Source organism: Pseudomonas sp. P42 (assembly GCF_017973755.1).
Classification (GTDB): domain Bacteria; phylum Pseudomonadota; class Gammaproteobacteria; order Pseudomonadales; family Pseudomonadaceae; genus Aquipseudomonas; species Aquipseudomonas iridis.
Genome location: NZ_JACOPU010000002.1, coordinates 189,681 through 213,614 on the forward strand (window position 1 = coordinate 189,681; position 23,934 = coordinate 213,614).

The 23,934-nt window shown below is 59.7% G+C and carries 14 protein-coding genes and 1 pseudogene; 9 read left to right on the top strand and 6 right to left on the bottom strand.

Annotation, left to right across the window (positions count from 1 at the left end):
• Positions 1 to 115: 115 nt before the first annotated feature.
• From leuA to xseA, 3 genes are all read right to left on the bottom strand, one after another.
• Complete coding sequence (leuA, locus tag H8B20_RS05840) at positions 116 to 1,795, bottom strand: 2-isopropylmalate synthase (protein WP_210622607.1); 1,680 nt, start codon at positions 1,793 to 1,795, stop codon at positions 116 to 118.
• 480 nt (positions 1,796 to 2,275) lie between these two features.
• The gene (locus H8B20_RS05845) at positions 2,276 to 3,097 is read right to left on the bottom strand and encodes a M23 family metallopeptidase (protein ID WP_042560914.1); all 822 of its coding nucleotides are present in this window, start codon (positions 3,095 to 3,097) and stop codon (positions 2,276 to 2,278) included.
• A 3-nt stretch (positions 3,098 to 3,100) separates the two neighbouring features.
• Positions 3,101 to 4,480: an exodeoxyribonuclease VII large subunit gene (gene xseA / locus H8B20_RS05850; protein ID WP_210622608.1), complete on the bottom strand. Its 1,380-nt coding sequence runs from the start codon at positions 4,478 to 4,480 to the stop codon at positions 3,101 to 3,103.
• A 194-nt stretch (positions 4,481 to 4,674) separates the two neighbouring features.
• Here xseA and H8B20_RS05855 point away from each other — a divergent pair.
• The 4 genes and pseudogenes from H8B20_RS05855 to guaA form a co-directional block, all read left to right on the top strand.
• A pseudogene (locus H8B20_RS05855) lies at positions 4,675 to 4,878 on the top strand (sulfite exporter TauE/SafE family protein); the annotation flags it as partial.
• Between the two features lie 198 nt (positions 4,879 to 5,076).
• Positions 5,077 to 5,625, top strand: a complete 549-nt coding sequence (locus H8B20_RS05860; RefSeq protein ID WP_210622609.1) for a sugar ABC transporter ATPase — start codon at positions 5,077 to 5,079, stop codon at positions 5,623 to 5,625.
• Positions 5,626 to 5,741: 116 nt separating this feature from the next.
• Positions 5,742 to 7,211: an IMP dehydrogenase gene (gene guaB / locus H8B20_RS05865; protein WP_115147749.1), complete on the top strand. Its 1,470-nt coding sequence runs from the start codon at positions 5,742 to 5,744 to the stop codon at positions 7,209 to 7,211.
• 99 nt (positions 7,212 to 7,310) lie between these two features.
• The gene (gene guaA / locus H8B20_RS05870) at positions 7,311 to 8,888 is read left to right on the top strand and encodes a glutamine-hydrolyzing GMP synthase (RefSeq protein ID WP_042560909.1); all 1,578 of its coding nucleotides are present in this window, start codon (positions 7,311 to 7,313) and stop codon (positions 8,886 to 8,888) included.
• Between the two features lie 86 nt (positions 8,889 to 8,974).
• On the opposite strand, the gene H8B20_RS05875 is transcribed toward guaA, so the two are convergent.
• The 3 genes from H8B20_RS05875 to treR form a co-directional block, all read right to left on the bottom strand.
• The gene (locus tag H8B20_RS05875; RefSeq protein ID WP_210622610.1) at positions 8,975 to 12,088 is read right to left on the bottom strand and encodes a membrane-targeted effector domain-containing toxin; all 3,114 of its coding nucleotides are present in this window, start codon (positions 12,086 to 12,088) and stop codon (positions 8,975 to 8,977) included.
• A 148-nt stretch (positions 12,089 to 12,236) separates the two neighbouring features.
• Positions 12,237 to 15,332: a membrane-targeted effector domain-containing toxin gene (locus tag H8B20_RS05880; protein ID WP_210622611.1), complete on the bottom strand. Its 3,096-nt coding sequence runs from the start codon at positions 15,330 to 15,332 to the stop codon at positions 12,237 to 12,239.
• Positions 15,333 to 15,434: 102 nt separating this feature from the next.
• On the bottom strand, positions 15,435 to 16,139 hold the full coding sequence (gene treR, locus H8B20_RS05885; protein WP_042560906.1) for a trehalose operon repressor: 705 nt from the start codon (positions 16,137 to 16,139) through the stop codon (positions 15,435 to 15,437).
• A 237-nt stretch (positions 16,140 to 16,376) separates the two neighbouring features.
• Here treR and treP point away from each other — a divergent pair, with 237 nt between their 5' ends.
• From treP to H8B20_RS05910, 5 genes are all read left to right on the top strand, one after another.
• Positions 16,377 to 17,819: a PTS system trehalose-specific EIIBC component gene (treP, locus tag H8B20_RS05890; protein WP_115147752.1), complete on the top strand. Its 1,443-nt coding sequence runs from the start codon at positions 16,377 to 16,379 to the stop codon at positions 17,817 to 17,819.
• 141 nt (positions 17,820 to 17,960) lie between these two features.
• Positions 17,961 to 19,607 (top strand): alpha,alpha-phosphotrehalase, encoded by a 1,647-nt coding sequence (gene treC / locus H8B20_RS05895; RefSeq protein ID WP_210622612.1) that lies wholly within the window; start codon positions 17,961 to 17,963, stop codon positions 19,605 to 19,607.
• Between the two features lie 103 nt (positions 19,608 to 19,710).
• Positions 19,711 to 20,934, top strand: coding sequence for a maltoporin (locus H8B20_RS05900; protein ID WP_210622613.1), 1,224 nt, complete (start codon positions 19,711 to 19,713; stop codon positions 20,932 to 20,934).
• Between the two features lie 62 nt (positions 20,935 to 20,996).
• Positions 20,997 to 23,534, top strand: coding sequence for a phosphoenolpyruvate--protein phosphotransferase (ptsP, locus tag H8B20_RS05905; protein ID WP_210622614.1), 2,538 nt, complete (start codon positions 20,997 to 20,999; stop codon positions 23,532 to 23,534).
• A 1-nt stretch (position 23,535) separates the two neighbouring features.
• The gene (locus H8B20_RS05910) at positions 23,536 to 23,826 is read left to right on the top strand and encodes a PTS sugar transporter subunit IIB (RefSeq protein ID WP_210622615.1); all 291 of its coding nucleotides are present in this window, start codon (positions 23,536 to 23,538) and stop codon (positions 23,824 to 23,826) included.
• Positions 23,827 to 23,934: the final 108 nt, after the last annotated feature.

Below are 23,934 nucleotides of genomic sequence, written 5' to 3' on the forward strand. Positions count from 1 at the left end.
CCTCCTGTGGGAGCGAGCCTGCTCGCGAAGGGGGCTGTGAAATCTGCACAAAAATGTCAGGAAAAAAAAGGCCCCGGAGCTTTAACTTCGGGGCCTTTTGCGTTTCAGCGGTGGATTAAGCCGCTTTCGCTTCCGGCTGGCTCAACGAGCGATTCAGCGCGCTGAACAGCGCCTTGAAGCTGGCAGTGGTGATGTTTTCATCGATACCCACGCCGTGCACCGCTCGTTCGCCGTTCACGCGCAGCTCAATGTAAGCCGCCGCTTTGGCGTTGGTGCCCGCGCCAATCGCGTGTTCGTTGTAGTCCATGATCTCCACCGGAATCGGCAAGCCGGCCACCAGTGCTTCCAGCGCACCGTTGCCCTTGCCGCGCCAATGCAGATTGGTTTCGCCCTGACCCTTGCTCGCCACTTCAACTTCGACGGCGCTGTTGCCGTTTTCTTCCTGCAGGCGATGGCTCACCAGCGCATAAGGGGTGTTGGCTTGCAGGTACTCGCTGATCAACAACGAGTGGATCTGCTTGGCTGTCATCTCAAGGCCCAGGCGATCGGTTTCACGCTGTACGACCTGGCTGAATTCGATCTGCATGCGACGCGGCAGGCTGATGCCGTATTCCTGCTCCAGCAAGTAGGCAATGCCACCCTTGCCCGACTGGCTGTTGACGCGAATCACCGCCTCGTAGCTGCGGCCAATATCGGCCGGGTCGATCGGCAAGTACGGCACTTCCCACAGGGCATCTGGTTTCTGCTGGGAGAAGCCTTTGCGGATCGCGTCCTGGTGGGAACCGGAGAATGCGGTGTGGACCAGATCGCCAACGTACGGGTGACGTGGGTGAACCTGAATCTGGTTGCACTCTTCAACGACTTTGCGCACGCCGTCGATGTCGGAGAAGTCCAGCTGAGGATCGAGGCCCTGGGTGTACATGTTCAGTGCGACGGTAACGAGATCGACGTTGCCGGTACGCTCGCCGTTGCCGAACAGGCAACCTTCGACGCGATCGGCGCCGGCCATCAGGCCCAGTTCGGTGGCGGCCACGCCGGTGCCACGGTCGTTGTGGGTGTGCAGGCTGATGATCACGCTGTCACGACGGTTGATGTTGCGACCGAACCATTCGATCTGGTCGGCATAGATGTTCGGCGTCGCGCACTCAACAGTGGCCGGCAAGTTGAGGATCATCTTGTGCTCAGGCGACGGGTTCCAGACCTCGATCACTGCATCACAGACTTCCTTGGCAAATTCCAGTTCGGTGGCGCTGAAGGTTTCCGGCGAGTATTCGAAAGTCCATTCGGTGTCCGGCTGCATGGCGGCGTATTTGACGAACAGCTTGGCCGCGTTTACCGCGATGGCCTTGATGCCGTCCTTGTCTTGGTTGAAGACGATGCGACGGAAAGAAGGCGAGGTGGCGTTGTACAGGTGAACGATGGCTTTCTTCGCGCCGCGCAAGGATTCGAACGTGCGCTCGATCAGGTCTTCACGACCCTGGGTCAGCACCTGAATGGTGGTGTCGTCCGGGATGTGGCCTTCTTCAATCAGGGTACGCACGAAGTCGAAGTCGGTTTGCGAAGCTGCCGGGAACGAGGCTTCGATTTCCTTCACGCCCACTTGCACGAGGGTTTTCCAGAAGCGCAGCTTTTTCACCGCGTCCATCGGTTCGATCAGCGACTGGTTGCCGTCACGCAGGTCGGAGCTGCACCAGATCGGCGCGGTATCGATGGTTTTCGACGGCCAGGTGCGATCAGGCAAATTGATGACGGGGAACGCGCGGTATTTCGAGGACGGATCTTTGAGCATGCTCATCGGGAAATTCCTTATTGTCTGGGCCGAAAAGAGGCGGCCTGCCGGTGCAACGAATGTGTTGGGAAAAGCGTAGGACGAGGCGCCGCGATTCAGCCTGGCAGTCGTGCGCTGACGAGGCACAGGCTGCGGTGCTGGCGAAGCTGAATAAGGGTGTGAGAGGTTTTCATGCCTTCAACCCTAACCGCGAGGACAAAGGTTGGCAAGCGGTCGAAAAAAATTGAGAGGAATACTCGAAAAGACGGGTTTTGCGCGATTTTATTGTTTGTAAGTTGCCGGATCGTTTTGATGTTTGCGCGAGGTTTGGTTGGGGCGCAATTGAGGGTGATGTGTTATTCCAGAATATTTCGGTGACAGTGAGTCCGTCATCGCGGGCAAGCCACGCTGCCACAGAGATTGGTGGTGTACACAACATTCATGTTCACCTCGAACCCTGTGGGAGCGGGCTTGCCCGCGATGAGGCCGGTAGCCTCATCACATAGCTCAGGGCTGAAACGCACCAATGAAAATCGCCGGATCCACCCGCGCATCATTCAGGCTGATGTTCCAGTGCATATGCGGCCCGGTCGCCCGGCCAGTCGAGCCGACCTTGCCAACCACTGCCCCACGAGCCAACTGATCGCCAACCTTCACGTCGATTTTCGACATATGGCAGAACATGCTGATGAAGCCCTGGCCATGATCGACAAACACCGTATTGCCGTTGAAAAAGTAATTGCCGGTCAGGATCACTTTGCCCCCCGCCGGAGTCTTGATCGGCGTGCCGGCCGGTACGGCGAAATCGAGGCCGGCGTGAGGATTGCGTTCTTCACCGTTGAAGAACCGGCGCACGCCGAACTTGCTCGACAACGGCCCGTTGACCGGTTTGTCCAGCAACAGATTGCTTGGGATGTTCGGGCTGAAGCTGCGATAAGCCTTGATCTGCTCGGCCAACTCGCCCTCGATGCGCTTGAGGTTGGCCGGGTTCGGATTGACCTGCTGAGTGTTCTTCAGGGTGATGCGCTGTTCCGGGTATTTTTTGCTGCCAACGGTGAACGGCAAGGTTCGACCGCCACTGCTGATCTGTTGAGCGCCAGGCTTGACCGTCAACGGCACACCGACAATCGCCAGCCAGTTGTTCTGTTCTTTCACCACAAGCACTGGTTTGCCCTGATACGTGGCTTTCGGCGCCTGAGCGGCAGCGCCAAGATCAACCACGGCCACGCCGCCGGGCACCGGTTTGTTGAGCAGACGGGTGATATAACTGTCTGCGTGGGCATTGAAGGTCAGGCACAGCAAAAACAATGGAGCCAGAAAACGCGGCATGGATCAGTCCAGTAAAGAAAGGGTGACGGGCGTCAGGTGATTGTCCTCGACGCGCACTTGCAGTTCGCCTTCGCCGAGTTTGGCTTTCAGGCGCTGGCCGGTGTGTGTCTGCGCGGCGTTGCGAATCGCGTTGCCGCGCTCGTCGAGCAAAATGCTGTAACCGCGGCCCAGGGTTGCCAGCGGGCTGACCACATGCAGCGTCTGCATCTGACTTTGCAATTGCATTCGACGACTTTTCAGAGCTTCGCGCATGGCCCGGGGCAGACGTTCGGCGAGGCTGTCGAGGCGCTGGCGCAACATCGCCAGTTGGCGTCCCGGATGTTGTCCGGCGAGGCGGGTTTCCAGACGGATGAGACGTTCGCGGCGGGTATTGAGCTGGCGCTCGAAAGCCCGCCGCATGCGCATATCCAGATCATCCAGGCGCTGAGCCTGCTGGCGCAGACGTTCGCCGGGATGACGCAAACGACGAGCCATGCCTTCCAGGCGCAAGCGATCGCGCATCAAGCGGTCACGCATACGCATCACCAAACGACGATGCAGGCTTTCGACCTGACGGATCAGATGACTGGAGTCGGGGGCGAGCAACTCGGCGGCAGCGGAAGGTGTTGGCGCACGCACGTCGGCGACAAAGTCGCTGATCGACACATCGGTTTCATGGCCGACGGCGCTGACGATTGGCGTCACGCAGGCATCGACCGCACGGGCCACGGCTTCTTCGTTGAAGCACCAGAGGTCTTCCAGTGATCCACCGCCACGGGCGAGGATCAATGCGTCAAAGCCGCGCGCGTCCGCCATTTTCAAGGCGCGGACGATTTGCGCGGTGGCTTCGCGGCCCTGCACGGCGGTCGGGATCAACGTCAGCTGCACTTGTGGCGCCCGGCGGCGGAACACGCTGATGATGTCGCGGATCACCGCACCGGTCGGCGAGCTGATGATGCCGATGCGCTGCGGATGGGCCGGCAGCGGCACTTTGCGTTCGGCGCTGAACAGACCTTCGGCGCTGAGCTTTTCCTTCAGCGCGTCGAAGGCCAGGCGCAACGCGCCGTCACCGGCCGGTTCCACGGTGTCGAGTATCAATTGATAGTCGCCACGGCCCTCGAACAGCGAGACCTTGCCGCGCACCTTCACCGCCAAACCGTCCTTCAACGCCTGACGCACCCGAGCGGCGTTCTGTCGAAACAGTGCGCAGCGCACCTGAGCACCGCTGTCCTTGAGGGTGAAATAGATGTGGCCGGACGCCGGACGGGCGAGGTTGGAGATTTCGCCCTCGACCCAGATGTTACTGAACACGTCTTCAAGCAACACCCGCGCGCGGCCGTTGAGCTGGCTGACGGTCAGGACTTCACGGTCCAGGCCAAGTCTTGCAAAGGGATCTTTAATCATGGGGCGCAGTTTAAAGGCATTCGCCGGTGAATGTCTGGAGGAAGTGTTGGATCAAAGGTGTGGGATTTTGCCTATAGGCGAGGGCGCCGGTGCTGTTGCAATCGGCATCCGAGGGAAGGAATCTTACGCCGATGGGGGCGCTGTCCTGAATCAACAGCAAAAATCGAATGGTTGCGGCTGCTGCCGTGCATGGCGGTGGGCTGTTTGCCATCGCAGGTGTGTATGCCGAGCTACCCTTGTTGATGCTGGCGCTGTGTTTGTTACCGGCCATGGCATTGGGATTGTGGACTGGTCGGCGGCTGACGATGCGTTTGTCCCGCGAGGCATTTGTGCGACTGGTGATGTGGCTGGTGCTGGCAAGCGGGATTGCGTTGATCGTGCGCTACTTCAGCACTTGACCGGATTTCGTCAGGGATTAAGCTGCCGGCCGCACTGACGCCATCGCGGGCAAGTCGAATCGGCGCACCGATGCTCCCACAGTGATTTGAGTCGATCACAATGTTTGTATTCGCCTCAGACCCTGTGGGAGTGGGCTTGCCCGCGATGGCGGTGGAGTGAGCACCGCAGAACTTCCATTAGACGTCGCAGGCTGCATCATGAATTCGCAAAGCATCATCGTCCCGAAAATCTCCACCCTGCCGGTGCACGAGCCCCGGGCGCGGGCGATCGTGCGCTGGCTGGTGCGCAAGAACATCGTCAAGGAAGAGCTAAGCACCTGCGGGCGCACCGGCAACCGCATGGCCTACGCGATCGCTGATGGCGCCCGCGCGGTGGTGCTGCATCCCGAGGCGCTGCCATTCGGTGAGGCGATCAATGGCCTGGAGATCGTCACCAAGCGCTGCATCTTCACCCCGGCCAAGGGTTTTCTCGAAGAAGCAGGTTGCGCCGAATGTCGTCGGGAAATCGGCGAAGCGCTGTTCGATAGCCTTGAGGAATGGATGCCGGCACGCACCGACAACTTCACCTGCCCCGAATGCGGCCATGAAGACGACATTAATGGCTTTCTGTTCTTGCAGGAGTGCGCGTTCTCCAACCTCGGGTTCATCTTCAACAACTGGCTGGAAGCGGGTTTCAAACAGAGCTTTATCGACGAATTTGCCGATTGGCTCGATCAACCTGTCTCTTGGGTCAAGGTGGAGCTGTAGCAGCCGTCGTTCCCGTATATCAGCAACATTTATATAAGGCTGAGTTTTACATTGAACAGCAGGGGGTGTCTGACTATAATGGCGCGCTTCCATTTTCCCGCTCGGGAGCCCCCGCGATGCTGCGTATCAGCCAAGAAGCTCTGACCTTCGACGACATTCTTTTAGTACCTGGTTATTCCGAGGTGCTTCCTAACGAAGTCAGTCTCAAGACCCGTCTTACCCGTGGCATCGAACTGAACATTCCTCTGGTTTCTGCCGCCATGGACACCGTTACTGAAGCCCGTCTGGCAATCGCCATGGCTCAGGAAGGTGGCATCGGCATTATCCACAAGAACATGACCATCGAGCAGCAAGCTGCCGAAGTGCGCAAGGTCAAGAAGTTCGAAGCCGGTGTGGTCAAGGATCCGATTACCATCGAGGCTGACGCCACGGTGCGTGACCTGTTCGAACTGACCCGCATGCACAATATCTCCGGCGTTCCGGTGCTGCACGATGGCGACCTGGTCGGCATCGTCACCTCCCGCGACGTGCGTTTCGAAAGCCGTCTGGAAGCCACCGTCCGTGAAGTGATGACGCCCAAAGAGCGTCTGGTCACGATCAAGGAAGGCGCCAGCAAGGACGAAGCACGCGAATTGCTGCACAAGCACCGCATCGAGCGCGTGTTGATCGTCGACGACAAATTTGCCCTCAAAGGCATGATGACCGTCAACGACATCGAAAAAGCCAAAGCCTATCCGCTGGCCAGCAAGGACGATCAAGGTCGTCTGCGCGTGGGTGCTGCGGTCGGTACCGGTAAAGACACCGGTGACCGCGTCGCCGCTCTGGTCAATGCCGGTGTGGACGTAGTGGTGGTCGACACCGCTCACGGTCACTCCAAAGGTGTGATCGACCGTGTTCGCTGGGTCAAACAGAATTTCCCTGACGTGCAGGTGATCGGCGGCAACATCGCCACCGGCGCTGCCGCCAAGGCCCTGGCCGAAGCTGGCGCCGATGCGGTCAAGGTCGGTATCGGCCCTGGCTCGATCTGCACCACCCGCATCGTCGCCGGTGTCGGCGTTCCGCAAATCAGTGCCATCGCCAACGTCGCCGCTGCCCTTGAAGGCACAGGCGTGCCGTTGATCGCCGACGGCGGCATCCGTTTCTCCGGTGACCTGTCCAAGGCCATCGTTGCCGGTGCTTCCTGCGTGATGATGGGCTCGATGTTCGCCGGTACTGAAGAAGCGCCGGGCGAGATCGAACTGTTCCAGGGCCGTTCGTACAAGGCTTATCGCGGCATGGGTTCGCTGGGCGCCATGTCCCAGGCTCAAGGTTCCTCCGACCGTTACTTCCAGGACTCCTCGGCAGGCGCCGAGAAACTCGTTCCGGAAGGCATCGAAGGCCGTGTGCCGTACAAAGGCACCCTGAGCGCGATCATTCACCAGTTGATGGGGGGTCTGCGTTCCTCGATGGGTTACACCGGCAGCGCCGACATCGAAGAAATGCGCACCAAGCCCGAGTTCGTGCGGATCACCGGCGCCGGCATGGCCGAATCCCACGTTCACGACGTGCAGATCACCAAAGAAGCGCCAAACTACCGCGTAGGTTGAGCCTTCAAGCAAATCGTTAAGCAACCGGGGCTGTGTTATTCAGCCCCGAGTTGTTTCTGAATCACGACTGTTTCTGAATTACTTAGACGAGACTGAATCATGGCCCTCGACATTCACGCTCACCGCATCCTGATCCTCGACTTCGGTTCGCAATACACGCAACTGATCGCCCGCCGCGTGCGCGAGATCGGTGTTTACTGCGAACTGCACCCGTTCGACATGGACGAAGATGCGATCCGCGAATTCGCACCTAAAGGCGTCATCCTCGCCGGCGGCCCCGAGTCCGTGCACGAAGCCAACAGCCCGCGCTGCCCGCAAGCCGTGTTTGACCTCGGCGTGCCGGTCTTCGGTATCTGCTACGGCATGCAGACCATGGCCGAGCAACTGGGCGGCAAGGTTGAAGGTTCCGAGCTGCGTGAGTTCGGTTACGCCCGCGTTGACGTGGTCGGCAAGAGCCGTCTGCTCGACGGCATCGAAGACCACATCGACGCCGACGGCCTGTTCGGCCTCGACGTGTGGATGAGCCACGGTGACAAGGTCACCAAGATGCCGGAAGACTTCCACATTCTGGCCAGCACCCCAAGCTGCCCGATCGCTGGCATGTTCAACGACGACCGCGGCTACTACGGCGTGCAGTTCCACCCGGAAGTGACCCACACCAAACAGGGCGGCCGCATCCTGTCGCGCTTCATCCTCGACATCTGCGGCTGCGAAGCACTATGGACGCCGTCGAAGATTGCCGAAGACGCCATTGCCAACATCCGCGCACAGGTCGGTACCGACAACGTGTTGCTGGGTCTGTCCGGCGGCGTTGACTCCTCGGTGGTTGCCGCGCTGCTGCACAAAGCCATCGGCGACCAGCTGACTTGCGTCTTCGTCGACAACGGTCTGCTGCGTCTGCACGAAGGCGAGCAAGTGATGGCCATGTTCGCCGAGAACATGGGCGTCAAGGTGATCCGCGCCAACGCTGAAGAGCAGTTCCTGAACAATCTGGCCGGTGAAGCCGACCCAGAGAAGAAGCGCAAGATCATCGGTCGTACCTTCATTGACGTCTTTGATGCCCAGTCGAACAAACTGGACAACATCAAGTACCTCGCTCAGGGCACCATCTACCCGGACGTGATCGAGTCGGCTGGCGCCAAAAGCGGCAAGGCTCACGTGATCAAGTCGCACCACAACGTGGGCGGCCTGCCGGAAGAGATGAACCTGAAACTGGTCGAGCCACTGCGCGAACTGTTCAAGGACGAAGTCCGTCGTCTGGGTCTGGAACTGGGCCTGCCGTACGACATGGTTTACCGTCACCCGTTCCCGGGTCCGGGCCTGGGTGTGCGCATCCTCGGTGAAGTGAAAAAGGAATACGCCGACCTGCTGCGTCGTGCCGACCACATCTTCATCGAAGAACTGCGCAAAGCCGACTGGTACCACAAGGTCAGCCAGGCGTTCGTGGTGTTCCAACCAGTGAAATCGGTTGGCGTGGTTGGCGATGGCCGTCGTTACGCCTGGGTCGTTGCCCTGCGTGCCGTAGAAACCATCGACTTCATGACCGCACGTTGGGCGCACCTGCCTTACGAACTGCTGGAAACTGTCAGCGGCCGCATCATCAATGAAATCGAAGGCATTTCGCGCGTCACTTACGACGTGTCTAGCAAGCCGCCGGCGACCATTGAGTGGGAATGATTCCGCTGCACTTGAATGCCTGCATCAAGTGACTGAAAACCCCTGGCCTCGGCCGGGGGTTTTTCGTTTCAGGTGCGCGAAAACGTTCAGAGGGGCAGGCGGCTTTGCAGTTTCAGCCCTATTTCCGTCAGGCGCTGGGAGAGTGCGGCGATATCAGGAAACAATACGCCACTGATCCGCGGCATGGCCTGGACCCAGACATACACCTGGCCGTCCACTGTCTGATTGACCGGGGTTCGGACAAGGTTGCCCGAGCTATTGCGGCGTATGAGGGTGTAATTGTTCTGGGTTTTTTCCAGCAGGTACATGCCATTGCGGTGCAGCAGCCGATCCAGCGTTTCCTCGGTCCAGGTCACGGGGGGCGCTTCGATTTGCAGGCGCAGGTCGGCGTAGAGATAGTCGAACGAGTCGCGTGTGCTTGCGCCATTGTCGAAGGGGCCGCGAGCGACTTTGATGCCGGGGTCGATGTCCACGCCAACCTCCTCTGACGGCAAGGCCTCTTCTATCCGCAACCCGATGCCGCCCCGCAGTTCGCTGATGCCGGGCAGGTTCCTGAAGTTATTGGTGTTCTGGGCATCGATCAGTGCGATCCATTTGCCCGGACCGTTAAGCACATCATCACCCCACATGATTTGCGACATCAGGCTGGTGTGCATCATTTGCTCTTCAATCGAGGTGAGGGACACGTTCATTTTGTAGCTGGCCGCGCAATCGATCCCTTGCACCCGGATGCCATTGACCTGGGCCGTCCTGACCAGCTCGAGCATGTTGAACCTCTCGTTCGGATCGGTCCCGAGGCTGGTCAGGTAAAGGCGTAAATCTTCGGACATCTGCCCGCTGGTGTAGAAGTTGTTCAGATCAACCTGAGCGAAATCGTTGAGCAGGCCACGCACATAGAGCGTCTTGGCATGTCGGGCAAGCGCGGGCATGTTTTCGATCATGAAGCGCATGCTGGTGATGCGATCGAGGGTTTCGCCAACGGCCAGGCCTTCGGCGTGTTCAAAGATGCCGTCAATCAGTTCGCCGGTTGGCATGGCGCGGGTGATTGCAGGCTGTTTCGGCCGTACCGGCAGGTTGTTCCAGTCCAGCTCGGCGTAAAACTCCTTGGCCTCACTCAGAAGCTGTGCGCGTCGGTGGCTGAAATGGGTGGCATACACGTGGTCGACCGTTCTATTGCCGGCGGCGCCGGCAGCTGCATCGGCTGAATCTTCGGGCAGGTTCATTGCCCATTTTCTCAGGTTGAGCATGTCCGAACCGTACACGTCGTAGAGGGTACGCACGCGGCGCAACGGGCGGGAAATCGTCGCGGGTGGCAGGACCAACGATTCGTCTGGCGTTGGTTCCAGTGAGGGGATCGACGAGCTCTTGCCGGGGCCACAGGTGCCCAGGCATTGCCCGCCGCCTTTGAGACGCAGCGCCGGCATGCGCTCCCAGGTGCCGTCGGCACTCAAGCTAACCGGCAAGGAATAGGCGAACTGGCTGGGCCGCTCCGGGTCGACGATCGCCCAGTTGCCACTGTCCTCGGAGGCGGTGAAGTAACGCACGTAGTACGGTTTGCCATCGAGGCTGATGGCATACGCTGGCTCCGAGTCGAGGCGGTAAATGCCCTGGAACTTCCCCGGTTCGGTTTCGGCGTGAAGGTGTTCAAGTACGGCATCACACTGATACCGGACAGGGATTTTCAGCGCCGAAGACGATGGTGGTGCAGCGGGGGCGAGCACCTCGGGAGTGGGCGAAGGGGTTGTGGCCTCATCCGACAGTCCGGTTGCCGTCTCGCCCGCCTCGGCTACGGCCTGCGGCGCATCGAGCGCTGGCAGAAACGGCTCGTTCGCCGCGGTGAACTCGATCAACCCGGCCATTTCCTCGGCCTCGGCAAATTCAACCTGCGGGCCCACTTCCAGCAACGCGCCGGAGCCGCTGAGGAACGGAACGTTGAGCAGCGCCTCGACACCGTCGAGCACCGCGCCCAGGGTGCCGACCCTGCGCTCGGCGGGAGTCCTGCCGTTGACTGCCAGGTCGATGTTCAGGCTCATGTTGGCGATGCCGGCGCCAATCACCGGTAGTGCCAACGGCCAACCCACAACGGCCATCGGGCCGAAGACCTTCAGACCCGCGCTCAAATAACCCATCCACAGTTTTTTGCGCAGATCGCTGTTGGCGGTCAGCGCCAGACGGGCCTCGGCAAACATGGCGTTGCGTGTCGAATCGGTTAGCCAGGTGAACGGGTCAGTGCTGATGGCGACGCTGCTGCCATTGACCAGCCGATGATCGCTGCGACCCCAAGTGCTCACCAGACGGTTCATCAGATCGGTCAGCTTTTCGTTCATCGCGTTGCGATCGGCCAGCGGGAACCGGTTTAGGAAGGCTTTGCGCTTGCCCTCGGTGTTCATCTGTTCGAGCACCCACCAGTGCAGATCCGCGTCATCCTCCATGACCCGCAAAGCTCGGGCTTCGCCGGGCAGATAGAGGATCTGCCGGCCACTGTCCTGCACCAGGCGCAGGGCATTGATGGCGACATGTCCGTCAATTTCCAATGCACGTACTTCGCCGCTGGCCGCGTGGCTTGCCTGCAGCATTTGCAGGGTGACGGGCCAGGTGATGGGGCCAGTCACCGCGTCGATCACTCGTTGGAAATCTGTCCCGTCAAGGTGGCCTTGCTTGAGTGCCTGAACTGCGAGGGCGAGAAAATTGCACTTGGCCAACGTGCGGAAGTCGTCCGCCGAGGCCTGCCAGAATGTCGTCAGCTCCCCGGTGTAGCGCGTGCTGAAATCGATGTTCCAGAATTCATTCAACACATCACTGCCCAGCAATCGCACTTCATTGCTCTGATCAAAGCTTTCGGCCTCCGGCCCCTCGGAGTAGAAACCGCAGTAGAGCGCCAGCAGGTCTGCGTTGTCCTGATCGGTGGCGCGAAAACGCTGGATCACCAGTTGCGTGAGGGTCAACGACTCGTACGGTTTTTCCTGCGGGTGTTCCCAGCCGGTGAAGGTCAGGGCGCTGCTCTGCGCGGTCCTGAATCGATGGAAGTAAATCCGGTCCGGATTGGCGCCCGACAGACCTTTATCAGTCAGTAACTGAGTGGCGACGGCTCGGGCAGCGTCCTCAAGGCCTGGACATACCAGCACGAGGGTTGTAGCGATTGCCTTGAGGCTGGCCTTGTCTGCCGCGTTGGGCAACTGGCGGCGTTCGGGTGCGTTCATGCACTTCTCCATCCATGGGGAAAACGAAGATCGAGCATGAACGATTGGTTGCGGGCGCAGGCACTAACTATGTATCGCCCATGGAGGCTGGCGTGGAAATAGCAAACCCCTGGCTCGCGTCAGGGGTTTTGTCTGTCTGAAGCGGGTGTCAGTCGGGCAGGCGGCTCTGCAGCGACAGGCCCATTGCGGTCAGGCGTTGGGACAGTTCCTTGATGTTGGCGAAGCGGATGTCGTTGACCTTTGGCCAGCCAGGGCGATGCAGGGAAACGGCGCCATCAGGCAGTTGCGTCACGGGTGTGCGCATCAGCATGCCTCGCTTGCTGCGGTGCAGCACGGTCCAGCTGTCGTCGTTCTTGATGAACATGAACATGCCGCGTCGATGCAGCAGGTTGTCCAGCGTGTCCTCATTCCAGTTCACCGGTTCTGCCGGCATTCTCAGGCGCAGGTCAGTGCGAATCACGTCATGATTGACTGACGCTCCGGCTTCGGCGGAAAACGCCTCGCGACGCACTTCCAGGCCCGGATCGACATCGACCACCGTGGGTTGGCCCATTGCCGCCTCTTCGATGCGCAAACCGATGGCGCCCTTGATTTCGGCGAGACCGTCCAGGCCTCTGAAGGTGTTGGTGTTCTGCGCGCCGGTCAGCACCATCCATTTTCGCGGACTGTTGATGTAGGTGTCGCCGGTCATGATGTCACTGGCCAGATACGTGCCGATCATTTGCTCGTCGTAGGGCGCGGCCGGCGAATTCATCTTGTAGCTCGCCGCGCAATCGATGGCCTGTACCCGCACGCCGTTTTCCCTGGCGACCCTGACCAGTTCCAGTGCATTGAAGCGTCCCGCCGGGTCGGTGCCCAGACTGGTCAGATAGGTGCGCAGGTCTGCCGACATGGCGCCGCTGGTGAAGTAGCGGTTCAGGTCCACCTGCGCGAAGTCACTGAGTACGCCGCGCATATAAAGGGTTTTGGCATGGCGGGCGAGCGCCGGCATGTTTTCGATCATGAAGCGCATGCTGGTGATGCGGTCCAGGGTTTCGCCCACGACCAGCCCGGGCGCCGACTCAAAGATACGGTCGAGCAGTTCGGCTATGGATGTCTGCTCATCAAAGGCAATGGGCGGGCGCGGCGGCGACGTGATCCACGGCAGATCGTTGAAGAATTTTCTCGCGGCGACTTGCAGCGACTGCCGCTTGGCCAGCGCATGGAGTTCGAAGGGGTCCTCCATGCCGAAAGTGCCGTCGACGGTGGGCGTCAGTTCGACATGGGTTTCGTCGAGGTTCAGCGCCCAGGCCTTGATCGAGCGGCGCACCGTCGGATCGATATCGTAAGCCGAGGGCACGATGCGCACCGCGCGCGGTATCGGCGACTGTGGTTCTGTCGGCGGTAGCGTTTCGGCCTCGGTGGATTCAGTCGACTCAAGGGTGTTGAGTTCGATAGGCGGCGTGCACTGTTTGCCCGCGCACTGGCCACCGCCTCGAAGGCCCAGCGCCTGCATCCGCTCCCACTCGCCTTGGGGGTTCAGGCGCACCGGCAACGAATGCACGAACTGGTTGGGACGATCCGGATCGACAATCGCCCAATAGCCGCCCTCGCTGGCATCGCCGAAAAAGCGCACGTAATACGGGTTGTTGTTGAGCAGGATGGCGAACGGTGGATCACGATCAAGGCGAAAGATCCCTTGAAACTGTCCGGGCTCACTTTGCGCAGTCAGCCCTTCGAGCAGTTCGTTGCACACGTATCTCTGCGCAATCGGTGGCGGGGTCGCACGGCCAACCGGGCCCGGCCAGTTTAACTCGGCGACCGGGGTGAGCGTTTCGGCGTCCTCGGCCGCTTCGCTGAATGCTTCAGGCGCAAGCGGATCCGCCGGCGTCTGGGCCGCAGTTGCTTCGCTGAACTCGGCCATCTGTTCGGCTTCTGCTGCGTCCACCTCAACGCCGACCTCCAGCGTTGAGCCTGAGCCTTTGAGAAACGCGACGTTGAATAGCGCGTCAATGCCACTGAGCACCGCACCGAGCACCCCGGCCTTGCGTTCACTGGCGCTTTTGCCATTGACCGCCTGATCGATGTTCAGGCCCATGCTGGCAAGGCTGGCGCCAATCACCGGCAGGGCAATCGGCCAGCCGACCGCAGCCATGGGGCCGAATACCTTGAGGCCCGCGCTCAGGTAACCGATCCAGAGTTTCTTGCTCAGTTCGCTGTTGGAGGTCAGGGACAGGCTGGCCTCGGCGAACATCGCGGCGCGGGTCGCTTCACCGAGCCAGCGCATCGCATCACCGCTGATCGCGCGATTGTGCTGGTTGATCAGGTGATGGTCGGCGCGTCCCCAGGTGCCGACCAGCTGGTTCATCAACTCGGTGAGACCCTCGGTGATCTGCTGCCGATCCGCCAGTGCAAAGTGGCTCAGCAGCGCCTGTCGCCGAGTTGCCTCGTTCATCTGTTCGAGCACCCACCAGTGCATGTCCGCCGGGGTCTGCATGACCACAAAAGCCTGCGCTGCGCCCGGCAGATACAGGATCTGCCGACCGTCGGCAGCCACGATGCGCAGCAGATTGATGGCGACATGCCCGGCGATATCGAACGCACGCACATCACTGGTCGTCGTGTGGCTCGATTGCAACATGGCCAGCGTCACCGGCCAGGTAACGGGGCCGATGACCGCATCGACGATCCATTGGAAATCGCTGCCGCTCAGTTGCTCGAGTTCAAGTGCCTGCACCGCCTGACTGAGAAAGTTGCACTTGGCCAACGTGCGGAAATCTTCCGCGTGGGCGCTCCAGAAGCTGTTCAGCTTTTGCTGGTAGCGCGAGCTCAGATCAATGGCCCAGAAATCGTTGAGCACTTCGTTGCCATGCAGGCGCACTTCATTGGTGTGGTCGAACGTCTCGGCCTGCGGCCCGTCCGTGTAGAAGCCGCCGTAGAGGTCCAGCAAGTCGGCATTGTCCTGATCGGTGGCGCGAAAGCGATGCACCACCAATTGGGTGAGGGTCAGCGATTCGTAGGGCTTTTCGCCGGTGTGCTCCCAGCCGGTAAACGACTGCGTGCTGCTTTGCGCCAGGTTGAAACGATGGAAATAAACCTGATCCGGGTCGATCTCGGTAAGGCCCTTGCGCACCAGCAACTCGCTGGCGACTTGATGGGCCTCGTCGTAAAGGCTGGGGCAAAGCTGCACGACGGTGGTGGCGATGGCCTTGAGTGACGCTTTGTCTGCCGCATTCGGCAGACGACGCTGTGGGGACGATTTCATGTGCTCTCGATCCTTGAGAAATGAAGGTCGAGCATGGCCGAATCGCTGCGGCGGCGTGCATTAGATACCTACCGCACAGGGTGTCTGCAAACGTGTCGAGGGTCAGCGCCGCGCCACGTCGGAGAAGTAGAACTTGTCCAGGGTGTGTCGGGATTCGGTGTATTCGAACTGGCGGCCATCCTGAAGGAATGTCTGGTTGCTGACGACGATCACGTGGCTCTGGCCGTCGAGGTCCAGGTGCGACAGGTCATCCTTGCTGCACGGGCGGGCTTCGATGGTGCGCTGCGCGTAGGCGATCTGAAGCTGCAGGGTCTGTTCGATGTAGGCGTAGATTGATTGCTCGGCGATATCGAGGGACAGGCCGGGAATGACCTCGGTGACAAAATGGTTGATGTCGAGGATCACCCGTTTGCCATCAATGCGCCGCACCCGTTTGACCCGGGTAATCAGGCTGCCGGGCTGCGCATCGATGTGTTCGAGCAATGCGCCTTCGAGGGGAATCTGCGCCAGCTCGACCACTGCGGTGCTGACGTCGTCGCCCAGGCGTGGGTAGGTCTCCTGAAAACTGACGATGCCACCGAGCTGAAATTCGATCGGGTTGGTCGACAGGACGAAGGTGCCCTTGCCATGGACTTTCTGCGCGAAACCGCGCTCCTGAAGTTGCTCAATGGCCTTGCGCACGGTGCCGCGGCTGGCCTGATAGCTGTCCATCAGCTCGGTTTCGGAGGGCAGGCGAGCGCCGCGTTGCAGACGTTCAGTGGTGATACTCGCCAGCAGATCGCTGTAGATCTGGTTGTATTTGCTCATGAGAGGGGGCTCGATGCCGGCTGTGCTCAAAGCTTCGAACCTTAAGGGCAGGGTAGGGCTTTGTCCATGTGGGGATTGGAAATCACCTTAGGCTGAGGTAGGAAAATTCTCTGCTGGTCTGGCAAAAACATACAAAAACAAACTCGTCTGTACGAGTTGTTGCAATAACTCGTACAGACGAGTACTTTTCGTTCCCACGTGCTGCCAATAACAACAATCCACAGCGGAAGAACTAGCATGAGCCACGACTATCCGAACATCGCCCGAGCGCTGCTGCAAAGCCTTGGCGGTCGCGAGAACATCGAACAGGCCGCGCACTGCGTCACGCGCCTGCGCCTGGCGTTGAAGAATCCAGCCCTGGTCAACAGCGCCACGCTCAACCAGATCGATCTGGTCAAAGGCTCGTTCTTCACCGGCGGTCTGTATCAGGTGGTGATCGGTCCGGGCGACGTGGAAAAGGTCTACGCCGAATTGCGCCGACAGACCGGCCTCGCCGCGTCGACCATCGCCGACGTCAAACAGAAAAGCGCCGAGAAGATCAACGCCATGCAGCGTCTGGTGCGGGTGTTCTCCGACGTGTTCATGCCGATCCTGCCCGCGCTGATCGTTGCCGGTTTGCTGATGGGCATCAACAACCTGATCGGCGCCAAAGGCATGTTTATCGAAGGTCAGACCCTGCTGGATGCCTACCCCAAACTCGAGGGACTGTGGAGCCTGATCAATCTGATGGCCAACACCGCGTTCGTGTTCTTGCCGGCATTGGTGGGGTGGTCGGCGGCCAAGCGCTTTGGCGGCAGTGAGATTCTCGGCATCGTACTCGGCCTGATGCTGGTTCACCCGGATCTGCTCAACGCCTGGAACTATGGCAAGGCGGTGGCCGGTCTGGACGGTCAGCAGATGCCGTACTTCGACATCCTCGGATTGTTCCAGGTAGAGAAAGTCGGTTATCAGGGGCAGATCCTGCCGATACTGCTGGCCGCTTACGTGATGAGCGTCATCGAAAAATGGTTGCGGGCACGCGTGCCCAACGCAGTGCAATTGCTGGTGGTGCCTATCACCACGATTGTCGTCACGGGAGTTCTGGCGTTGGCGGTGATCGGGCCTGTAACCCGTCACATCGGTATCTACATCACCGAGGGCGTGGTCATGCTGTTCGACCTGGCGCCGATGGTCGGTGGGGCGATTTTCGGACTGCTCTATGCGCCGCTGGTGATCACCGGAATGCACCACATGTTCCTCGCCGTCGATCTGCAACTGATCTCGACCCAGGGCGGCACGTTCATCTGGCCGATGATCGTCATGTCCAACCTCGCTCAAGGCAGCGCGGCGTTGGCGGTGTTCTACATGACGCGCAATGCGCGGGACAAAAGCATGGCGTCGACCTCAGCGATTTCCGCGTATTTCGGTATCACTGAACCCGCCATGTTCGGGGTCAATCTGCGTTACAAATTTCCGTTCTATGCCGCGCTGACCGGCTCGGCGCTGGGCTGCATCTTCCTGTCGATTAACAAGATTCAAGCCTCGGCCATCGGCGTCGGCGGCTTGCCCGGGTTTATCTCGATCATTCCGCAGTTCATTCCGATGTTCGTGATCGGGATGATCATCGCCATGGTTGTGCCGTTTGTTTTGACCTGTGCGCTGAGCATGAAGATTGTCCGCCCCGGCTATCGGGTCGCCTGATATCGACCCGTAGGAGCTGCCGCAGGCTGCGATCTTTTGATGTTGTTTTTTGAAAAGCCAAAGTCAACAGATCGCAGCCTTCGGCAGCTCCTACAGGGGGCACTGGGTTTGCCGGTTTTAAAATCAAGAGGGAAATGTGCCATGCAAGACTGGCAGCGTTCGGTTATCTACCAGATCTACCCGAAGAGTTTTCACAGCCATGCCGGCAACCCGACAGGTGATTTGCTCGGTGTCGTGGCCAAGCTCGATTACCTGCAATGGCTGGGTGTCGATTGCTTGTGGATCACGCCATTCCTGCGCTCGCCGCAACGTGACAACGGCTATGACATCAGCGACTACTACGCGATTGATCCCAGTTACGGCAGCATGGCCGACTGCGAGTTGCTGATCGCCGAGGCGGGCAAGCGCGGGATCAAGTTGATGCTCGACATTGTGGTCAACCACACCTCGATCGAACATGTGTGGTTTCAGCAGGCGCGCAGCAGCCTCGATAATCCCTACCGCGACTTTTATATATGGCGCGATCAGCCGAACAATTGGCAGTCCAAGTTTGGCGGTTCGGCCTGGGAGTACGAAGCCCAGACCGGTCAGTACTATCTGCACCTGTTCGACCACACCCAGGCTGACCTGAATTGGGACAACCCCAAGGTACGCGCCGAAGTCTTCAAAATGATGCGTTTCTGGCGGGACAAGGGCGTGGGTGGTTTTCGGCTGGACGTGATCAATCTGATCTCCAAGCCTGCGGATTTTGCCGAGGACAACAGCGACGGCCGACGCTTTTACACCGACGGGCCGAACGTCCATGAGTACTTGCAGCAGATGCACCGTGAGGTCTTCGCCGGCCACGACCTGATCAACGTCGGGGAGATGTCATCCACCAGCCTCGAACACTGCATTCGTTACTCCAATCCGCAGTCGCAAGAGCTGTCGATGACCTTCAACTTTCATCATCTGAAAGTCGATTATCCAAACCTGGAAAAGTGGGTTCGCGCCGATTTCGATTTCCTCCAGCTCAAGCAGATTCTGTCCGACTGGCAGACCGGCATGCAGGCCGGCGGTGGCTGGAATGCGCTGTTCTGGTGTAACCACGATCAGCCTCGGGTGGTCTCGCGGTTCGGTCATGACGGCGCATATCGTGAGCTCTCGGCGAAAATGCTCGGAACGGCGCTGCACTTTTTGCAGGGCACGCCGTTTGTGTACCAGGGCGAAGAACTGGGCATGACCAATCCGGGTTTCGAGCGTATCGATCAGTACCGGGATGTCGAGACGCTGAACATCTTTCGGCTCAAGCGCGAAGCAGGCACCAGCGACATCGACAACATGGCGGCGATCATGCAGAAGTCCCGTGACAACGGGCGTACGCCGATGCACTGGAACGCGGAACCGAATGCCGGTTTCAGCCACGTCGAACCGTGGATCGGGTTACCGGCCAATGCCGCCCGGATCAACGTCGCCCAACAGCTTGATGATCCCGATTCGGTTCTTCATCACTACCGTCTTCTGATCGCGTTGCGGCGCACAGAGGCGCTGATTTCGCTGGGCATCTATCGACAGTTGTTGCCTGAAAACAAGCAGGTCTGGGCTTATCTGAGAGAAGGCACCGGCGAGCGTCTGCTGATCGTGAACAACTTCTATGCCACACCGTGTGAAATCGAACTGCCAATAGAGATTGATGAGACGCTGAACCAGCGGTTGCTTGTCAGCAATTATCCGGACTGTCCGCCACGTAATCGACAGGTGAGTTTGCGCCCGTATGAATCGTTCGTCCTGCACCTGATTGATCCCTGATTCCTAACTAAAAACAAGATTTCAAAAAGCACGCAGAGCACTGCGCGGGGGAGTTTTGCGCGCCGAATTCATGGAACACACAATAAAAATAATGGGGTGGCTTATGAAAACAACAATTAATCGCAGCCTTGCAGTCGCAGGTTTATGCCTCGCGTTACCACAGACATCATCAGCGCTGGAGTTCGGTGGTTACTTGCGCAGTGGCGTTGGCAACGCGACCAAGGGCGGTAGCCAATCGTGTTTCCAGTTGCCGGGGGCGCAGACCAAATACCGCTTGGGCAACGAATGTGAGCAGTACGGCGAGCTTGAGTTGCGCCAGGATTTGTACACCCTCGACGATGGCTCGGTACTCAGCGTCGATGGCATGGTCTCGCTGTACAACCGCTACAACCAAAGCCTCACGTTCAATGAAGACAACGGCTCGGTGCGTCTGCCGCAGGCCTATGCACAGTGGTCGAACATGCCCGCGCTCAATGGCGGTTCGCTCTGGGCCGGACGCCGTTACTACAAACGTAATGACATCCACATTTCCGATTTCTACTACTGGAACCAGAGCGCTACCGGTGGCGGGATCGAAGATGTGCTGATCGGCGATCTGAAATACAGCTACGCCTTTTCGCGAAAGGACAACCTCTATCAAAAGGACTACATCAACCGGCACGACTTCAACGTCGCCGGGTTCGCTACCAATCCCGGCGGCGAGCTTGAGTTTGGCTTGAGCTACATCGACAAGCCCGACAGCCGCGATGCGCACCGGGGCTGGGCGATCACCACGCAGCATGTGCAGAAGGACTTTCTCGGTGGTAAAAACAAACTGGCCTTCCAGTACGGCGAAGGGCCTGGCACCGGGCTGGGCTATACCGGTAACGTCAAACTGGACGACAGCAATAAAAGTTATCGGATTGTCGAGTTTTTCGACTGGCAACTGACGCCGCGCTTTGGCGGGCAAATCGAGGCGGTGTATCAAAAAGACATTCGCCCTGACGGTGCTGACCAGAACTGGCTGTCGCTGGGTGTGCGTCCGACCTATGCGCTTACCGAACAATTCAAACTGGTCACCGAACTGGGCCATGATCAAGTCGATGCACCGGGCGGCACGCGCAAATTGAGCAAGTTCACCGTTGCGCCAACATGGTCACCCAAGGGCCCGGAATTCTGGGCGCGCCCCGAGGTGCGTTTGTATTACACCTATGCCAGTTGGAACGAGGCAGCCAAACGTGCGGCCAACGAATTGGCCCAAGGGTCGGCGCTGTCCGATACCGGCGCTTTCGGTACCGCTCGCCACGGTGCGAACGTTGGATTGCAGGTCGAATACTGGTGGAAATAAGCGATGCTGGTGGGGCGGCGCGCTCCACGGGTACTTCCAAGAACAAAACCGCAGGTGACAACATGGCCACACCCCAACAATTGCAACTGCTGGCGCCTTTGTCCGGCGTGCTGATCCCAATGGATCAAGTGCCCGACCCGGTGTTTGCCAATCGCGTGATCGGCGACGGCCTGTGCATCGACCCGACTTCATCTGCCTTGTGCGCTCCGCTGGCCGGGGTGATCAGCAACGTGCAGGCAAGCGGTCATGCCGTGAGCATCACCGATGACCGTGGCGTTCAGGTGTTGCTGCACATCGGTCTGGATACGGTGAATCTGGGCGGTCAGGGCTTCACCCACCTGGTTGAAGAAGGTCAGCGGGTGGCGGCTGGCGAAACGCTGATCGAGTTCGATGCCGATTACATCGCCCTGCACGCGCGCAGCCTGATGACCCTGATGCTGGTGGTCAGCGGTGAGCCATTCACCTGGACGGCCGCGCAGACGGGGCTGGTCCAAACGGGCCAACCTCTGCTGAGTCTCACCGGTGCGCATGCCATCCGCGAAGAACAGGTCGCGCCAACAGGCGAAGTGATTTTCTCAAATGTGCTGAAACTGCCCAATCCCAACGGTCTGCATGCGCGTCCGGCCGCGGTATTCGCACAAGCGGCGAAGGTTTTTTCGGCAAAGATCTATCTGCATAAACAGCAGGCCGAAGCCAACGCCAAGTCACTGGTGGCAATCATGGCGTTGCAGACCGCTTTGGGTGACAGCGTGCAAGTGAGCGCCGTGGGCGAAGACGCGCAAGCAGCAATCAGCACACTCTCGCGGTTGCTCGCCGAGGGGTGCGGGGAATCGGTCACAGCGTTGCCTGTGACGGAGCCTTCCGAGCGCGTCGAACCTGAGGTGCTGACGGTTCTGCGTGGAGTCTGTGCATCGCCCGGTTCGGCATTGGGCCAGGTCATGCAGATCACCGAGCCAAGCCTCGACATAAAAGAGTCCGGCGCCGGGGCGAAAACGGAACAGGAGGCGCTGACGAACGCGCTGATCGAGGCGCAAATGGCGTTGCAGCACTTGCGCGACACGGCGGGAGGCAGCGCTCAGGAGGAAATCTTCAAGGCTCATCAGGAACTGCTCGATGACCCGAGCCTGCTCGATCAGGCACAGGCGTTGATTGCCGATGGCAAAAGCGCGGCGTTTGCCTGGCATGCTGCTACCGCGTCCACCGCGACGCTGTTTCGGCAGTCGGCCAGTCCGTTGCTGGTTGAACGTGCGGCAGATCTGTCGGACGTGAGCTTGCGAGTCCTCAAGTTGATTCTCGGCGTGCAGGACCCGGTCCTGACGTTACCGCACGGGACGATCCTGATCGCCGATCAACTGACACCGTCGCAGACGGCGGGTCTCGATGTCACAAAGGTGCTTGGCATTGCCACGGTCGGGGGCGGCGCCACCAGTCATGTCGCCATTCTTGCGCGGGCCTTTGCCCTGCCGGCGATTTGCGGGGTGCCGGCGCAGATGCTGGCATTGGCGAACGGCAGCACGGTGCTGCTCGATGCCGACAAGGGTGAACTGCAACTCAATCCCGATCCGCTCGCCATCGAGCAATTGCAGGCCAGACTCGAGCAACAGCGTCTGCGCCATCAACATGACCACGCGCAGGCGACACTGGCCGCTTGCACCCGCGACGGGCACCACATCGAAGTGACAGCCAACGTCTCCTCGCTGAGTGAAACCGAACAGGCGATGGGCCTGGGCGGTGCCGGCGTCGGGCTTTTGCGCTCGGAGTTTCTTTATCTGGATCGCAACCACGCGCCCACTTTCGACGAACAAGTCTCGACCTACAGCGCCATCGCCCAGGCCGTGGGGCCGTCGCACAATCTGGTGGTGCGCACCCTGGATGTCGGCGGCGACAAACCATTGGCCTACGTGCCGATGGACAGCGAAACCAATCCGTTCCTCGGACTGCGCGGGATTCGGCTGTGTCTGGAGCGCCCGCAACTGTTGCGCGAGCAGTTCCGGGCGATCCTTGGCAGTGTCGGTCTGACGCGCCTGCACATCATGTTGCCGATGGTCACGCAAATCTCGGAGCTGCATCTGGCCCGGCACATGCTGGAGGAGGAATCGCAGGCACTGAACCTGGTCGAACGGCCAAAACTGGGGATCATGATCGAAGTGCCGGCGGCGGCACTGATGGCCGATGTGTTCGCGCCCTACGTGGATTTCTTCTCGATCGGCACCAACGATCTGACCCAATACACCCTGGCGATGGATCGCGATCATCCTCGCCTGGCCAGTCAGGCCGATAGTTTTCATCCCTCGGTGTTGCGCCTGATTGCCATGACCGTCAAAGGCGCGCACGCCCATGGCAAATGGGTCGGCGTCTGTGGCGCGATGGCCTCGGAACGTCTGGCCGTGCCGCTGTTGCTGGGGCTCGGCGTGGATGAGTTGTCGGTCAGCGTGCCGCAGATTCCGGCGATCAAAGCGGCAGTGCGGGAGGTGGATCTGCTCGACTGCAAGGCCATCGCCGACCAGGTACAGAGTCTGGAAAGCGCTGAGGAAGTACGCGAAGCGCTGCGCCTGTATCACGAGGCAACGGTCGATATTTCACCGGTTCTGGAGAACTGACATGTTCGATAAATTGCAGCAGGCGTTCTGGAAAGCCCTGACCCCGGATCTGGTGCCGGACGAGCTGACAATACCGGCCGAACCTGCCGAGGGGTTAAGCGCAGATATCGTTGCGGCGTTGGGGGGTGGGGATAACCTCAAAGCGCAGCAACCGGTGGCGTTGACCCGGGTGCGGGTGGTGTTGCGTGATGTTTCACGCATGGACCGTCAGGCATTGAGCGAGGCCGGTGTCGCGGGCGTCATGCCCCTTGAGGATGGGGTGGTGCACCTGATTACCGGCCTGCGGCCATAAGTCCGTAGGGGTGTGCGGCCTCAGGTCACCCTTACTGTTTCTCAACCGCAGGTGTATCGTATTCGCCTTTTACGGGCCTTCAGGGGTCTGTCGCTGATATGTGAGGTA

Bases quoted from the DNA above. Each gene is read 5' to 3' on its own strand.
- ptsP (WP_210622614.1), top strand. From the start codon at position 20,997: ATGGCCACACCCCAACAATTGCAACTGCTGGCGCCTTTGTCCGGCGTG.
- H8B20_RS05880 (WP_210622611.1), bottom strand. From the start codon at position 15,332: ATGAAATCGTCCCCACAGCGTCGTCTGCCGAATGCGGCAGACAAAGCG.
- treP (WP_115147752.1), top strand. From the start codon at position 16,377: ATGAGCCACGACTATCCGAACATCGCCCGAGCGCTGCTGCAAAGCCTT.
- xseA (WP_210622608.1), bottom strand. From the start codon at position 4,480: ATGATTAAAGATCCCTTTGCAAGACTTGGCCTGGACCGTGAAGTCCTG.
- treR (WP_042560906.1), bottom strand. From the start codon at position 16,139: ATGAGCAAATACAACCAGATCTACAGCGATCTGCTGGCGAGTATCACC.
- guaA (WP_042560909.1), top strand. From the start codon at position 7,311: ATGGCCCTCGACATTCACGCTCACCGCATCCTGATCCTCGACTTCGGT.
- H8B20_RS05875 (WP_210622610.1), bottom strand. From the start codon at position 12,088: ATGAACGCACCCGAACGCCGCCAGTTGCCCAACGCGGCAGACAAGGCC.
- H8B20_RS05845 (WP_042560914.1), bottom strand. From the start codon at position 3,097: ATGCCGCGTTTTCTGGCTCCATTGTTTTTGCTGTGCCTGACCTTCAAT.
- treC (WP_210622612.1), top strand. From the start codon at position 17,961: ATGCAAGACTGGCAGCGTTCGGTTATCTACCAGATCTACCCGAAGAGT.
- H8B20_RS05910 (WP_210622615.1), top strand. From the start codon at position 23,536: ATGTTCGATAAATTGCAGCAGGCGTTCTGGAAAGCCCTGACCCCGGAT.
- guaB (WP_115147749.1), top strand. From the start codon at position 5,742: ATGCTGCGTATCAGCCAAGAAGCTCTGACCTTCGACGACATTCTTTTA.
- H8B20_RS05860 (WP_210622609.1), top strand. From the start codon at position 5,077: ATGAATTCGCAAAGCATCATCGTCCCGAAAATCTCCACCCTGCCGGTG.
- H8B20_RS05900 (WP_210622613.1), top strand. From the start codon at position 19,711: ATGAAAACAACAATTAATCGCAGCCTTGCAGTCGCAGGTTTATGCCTC.
- leuA (WP_210622607.1), bottom strand. From the start codon at position 1,795: ATGAGCATGCTCAAAGATCCGTCCTCGAAATACCGCGCGTTCCCCGTC.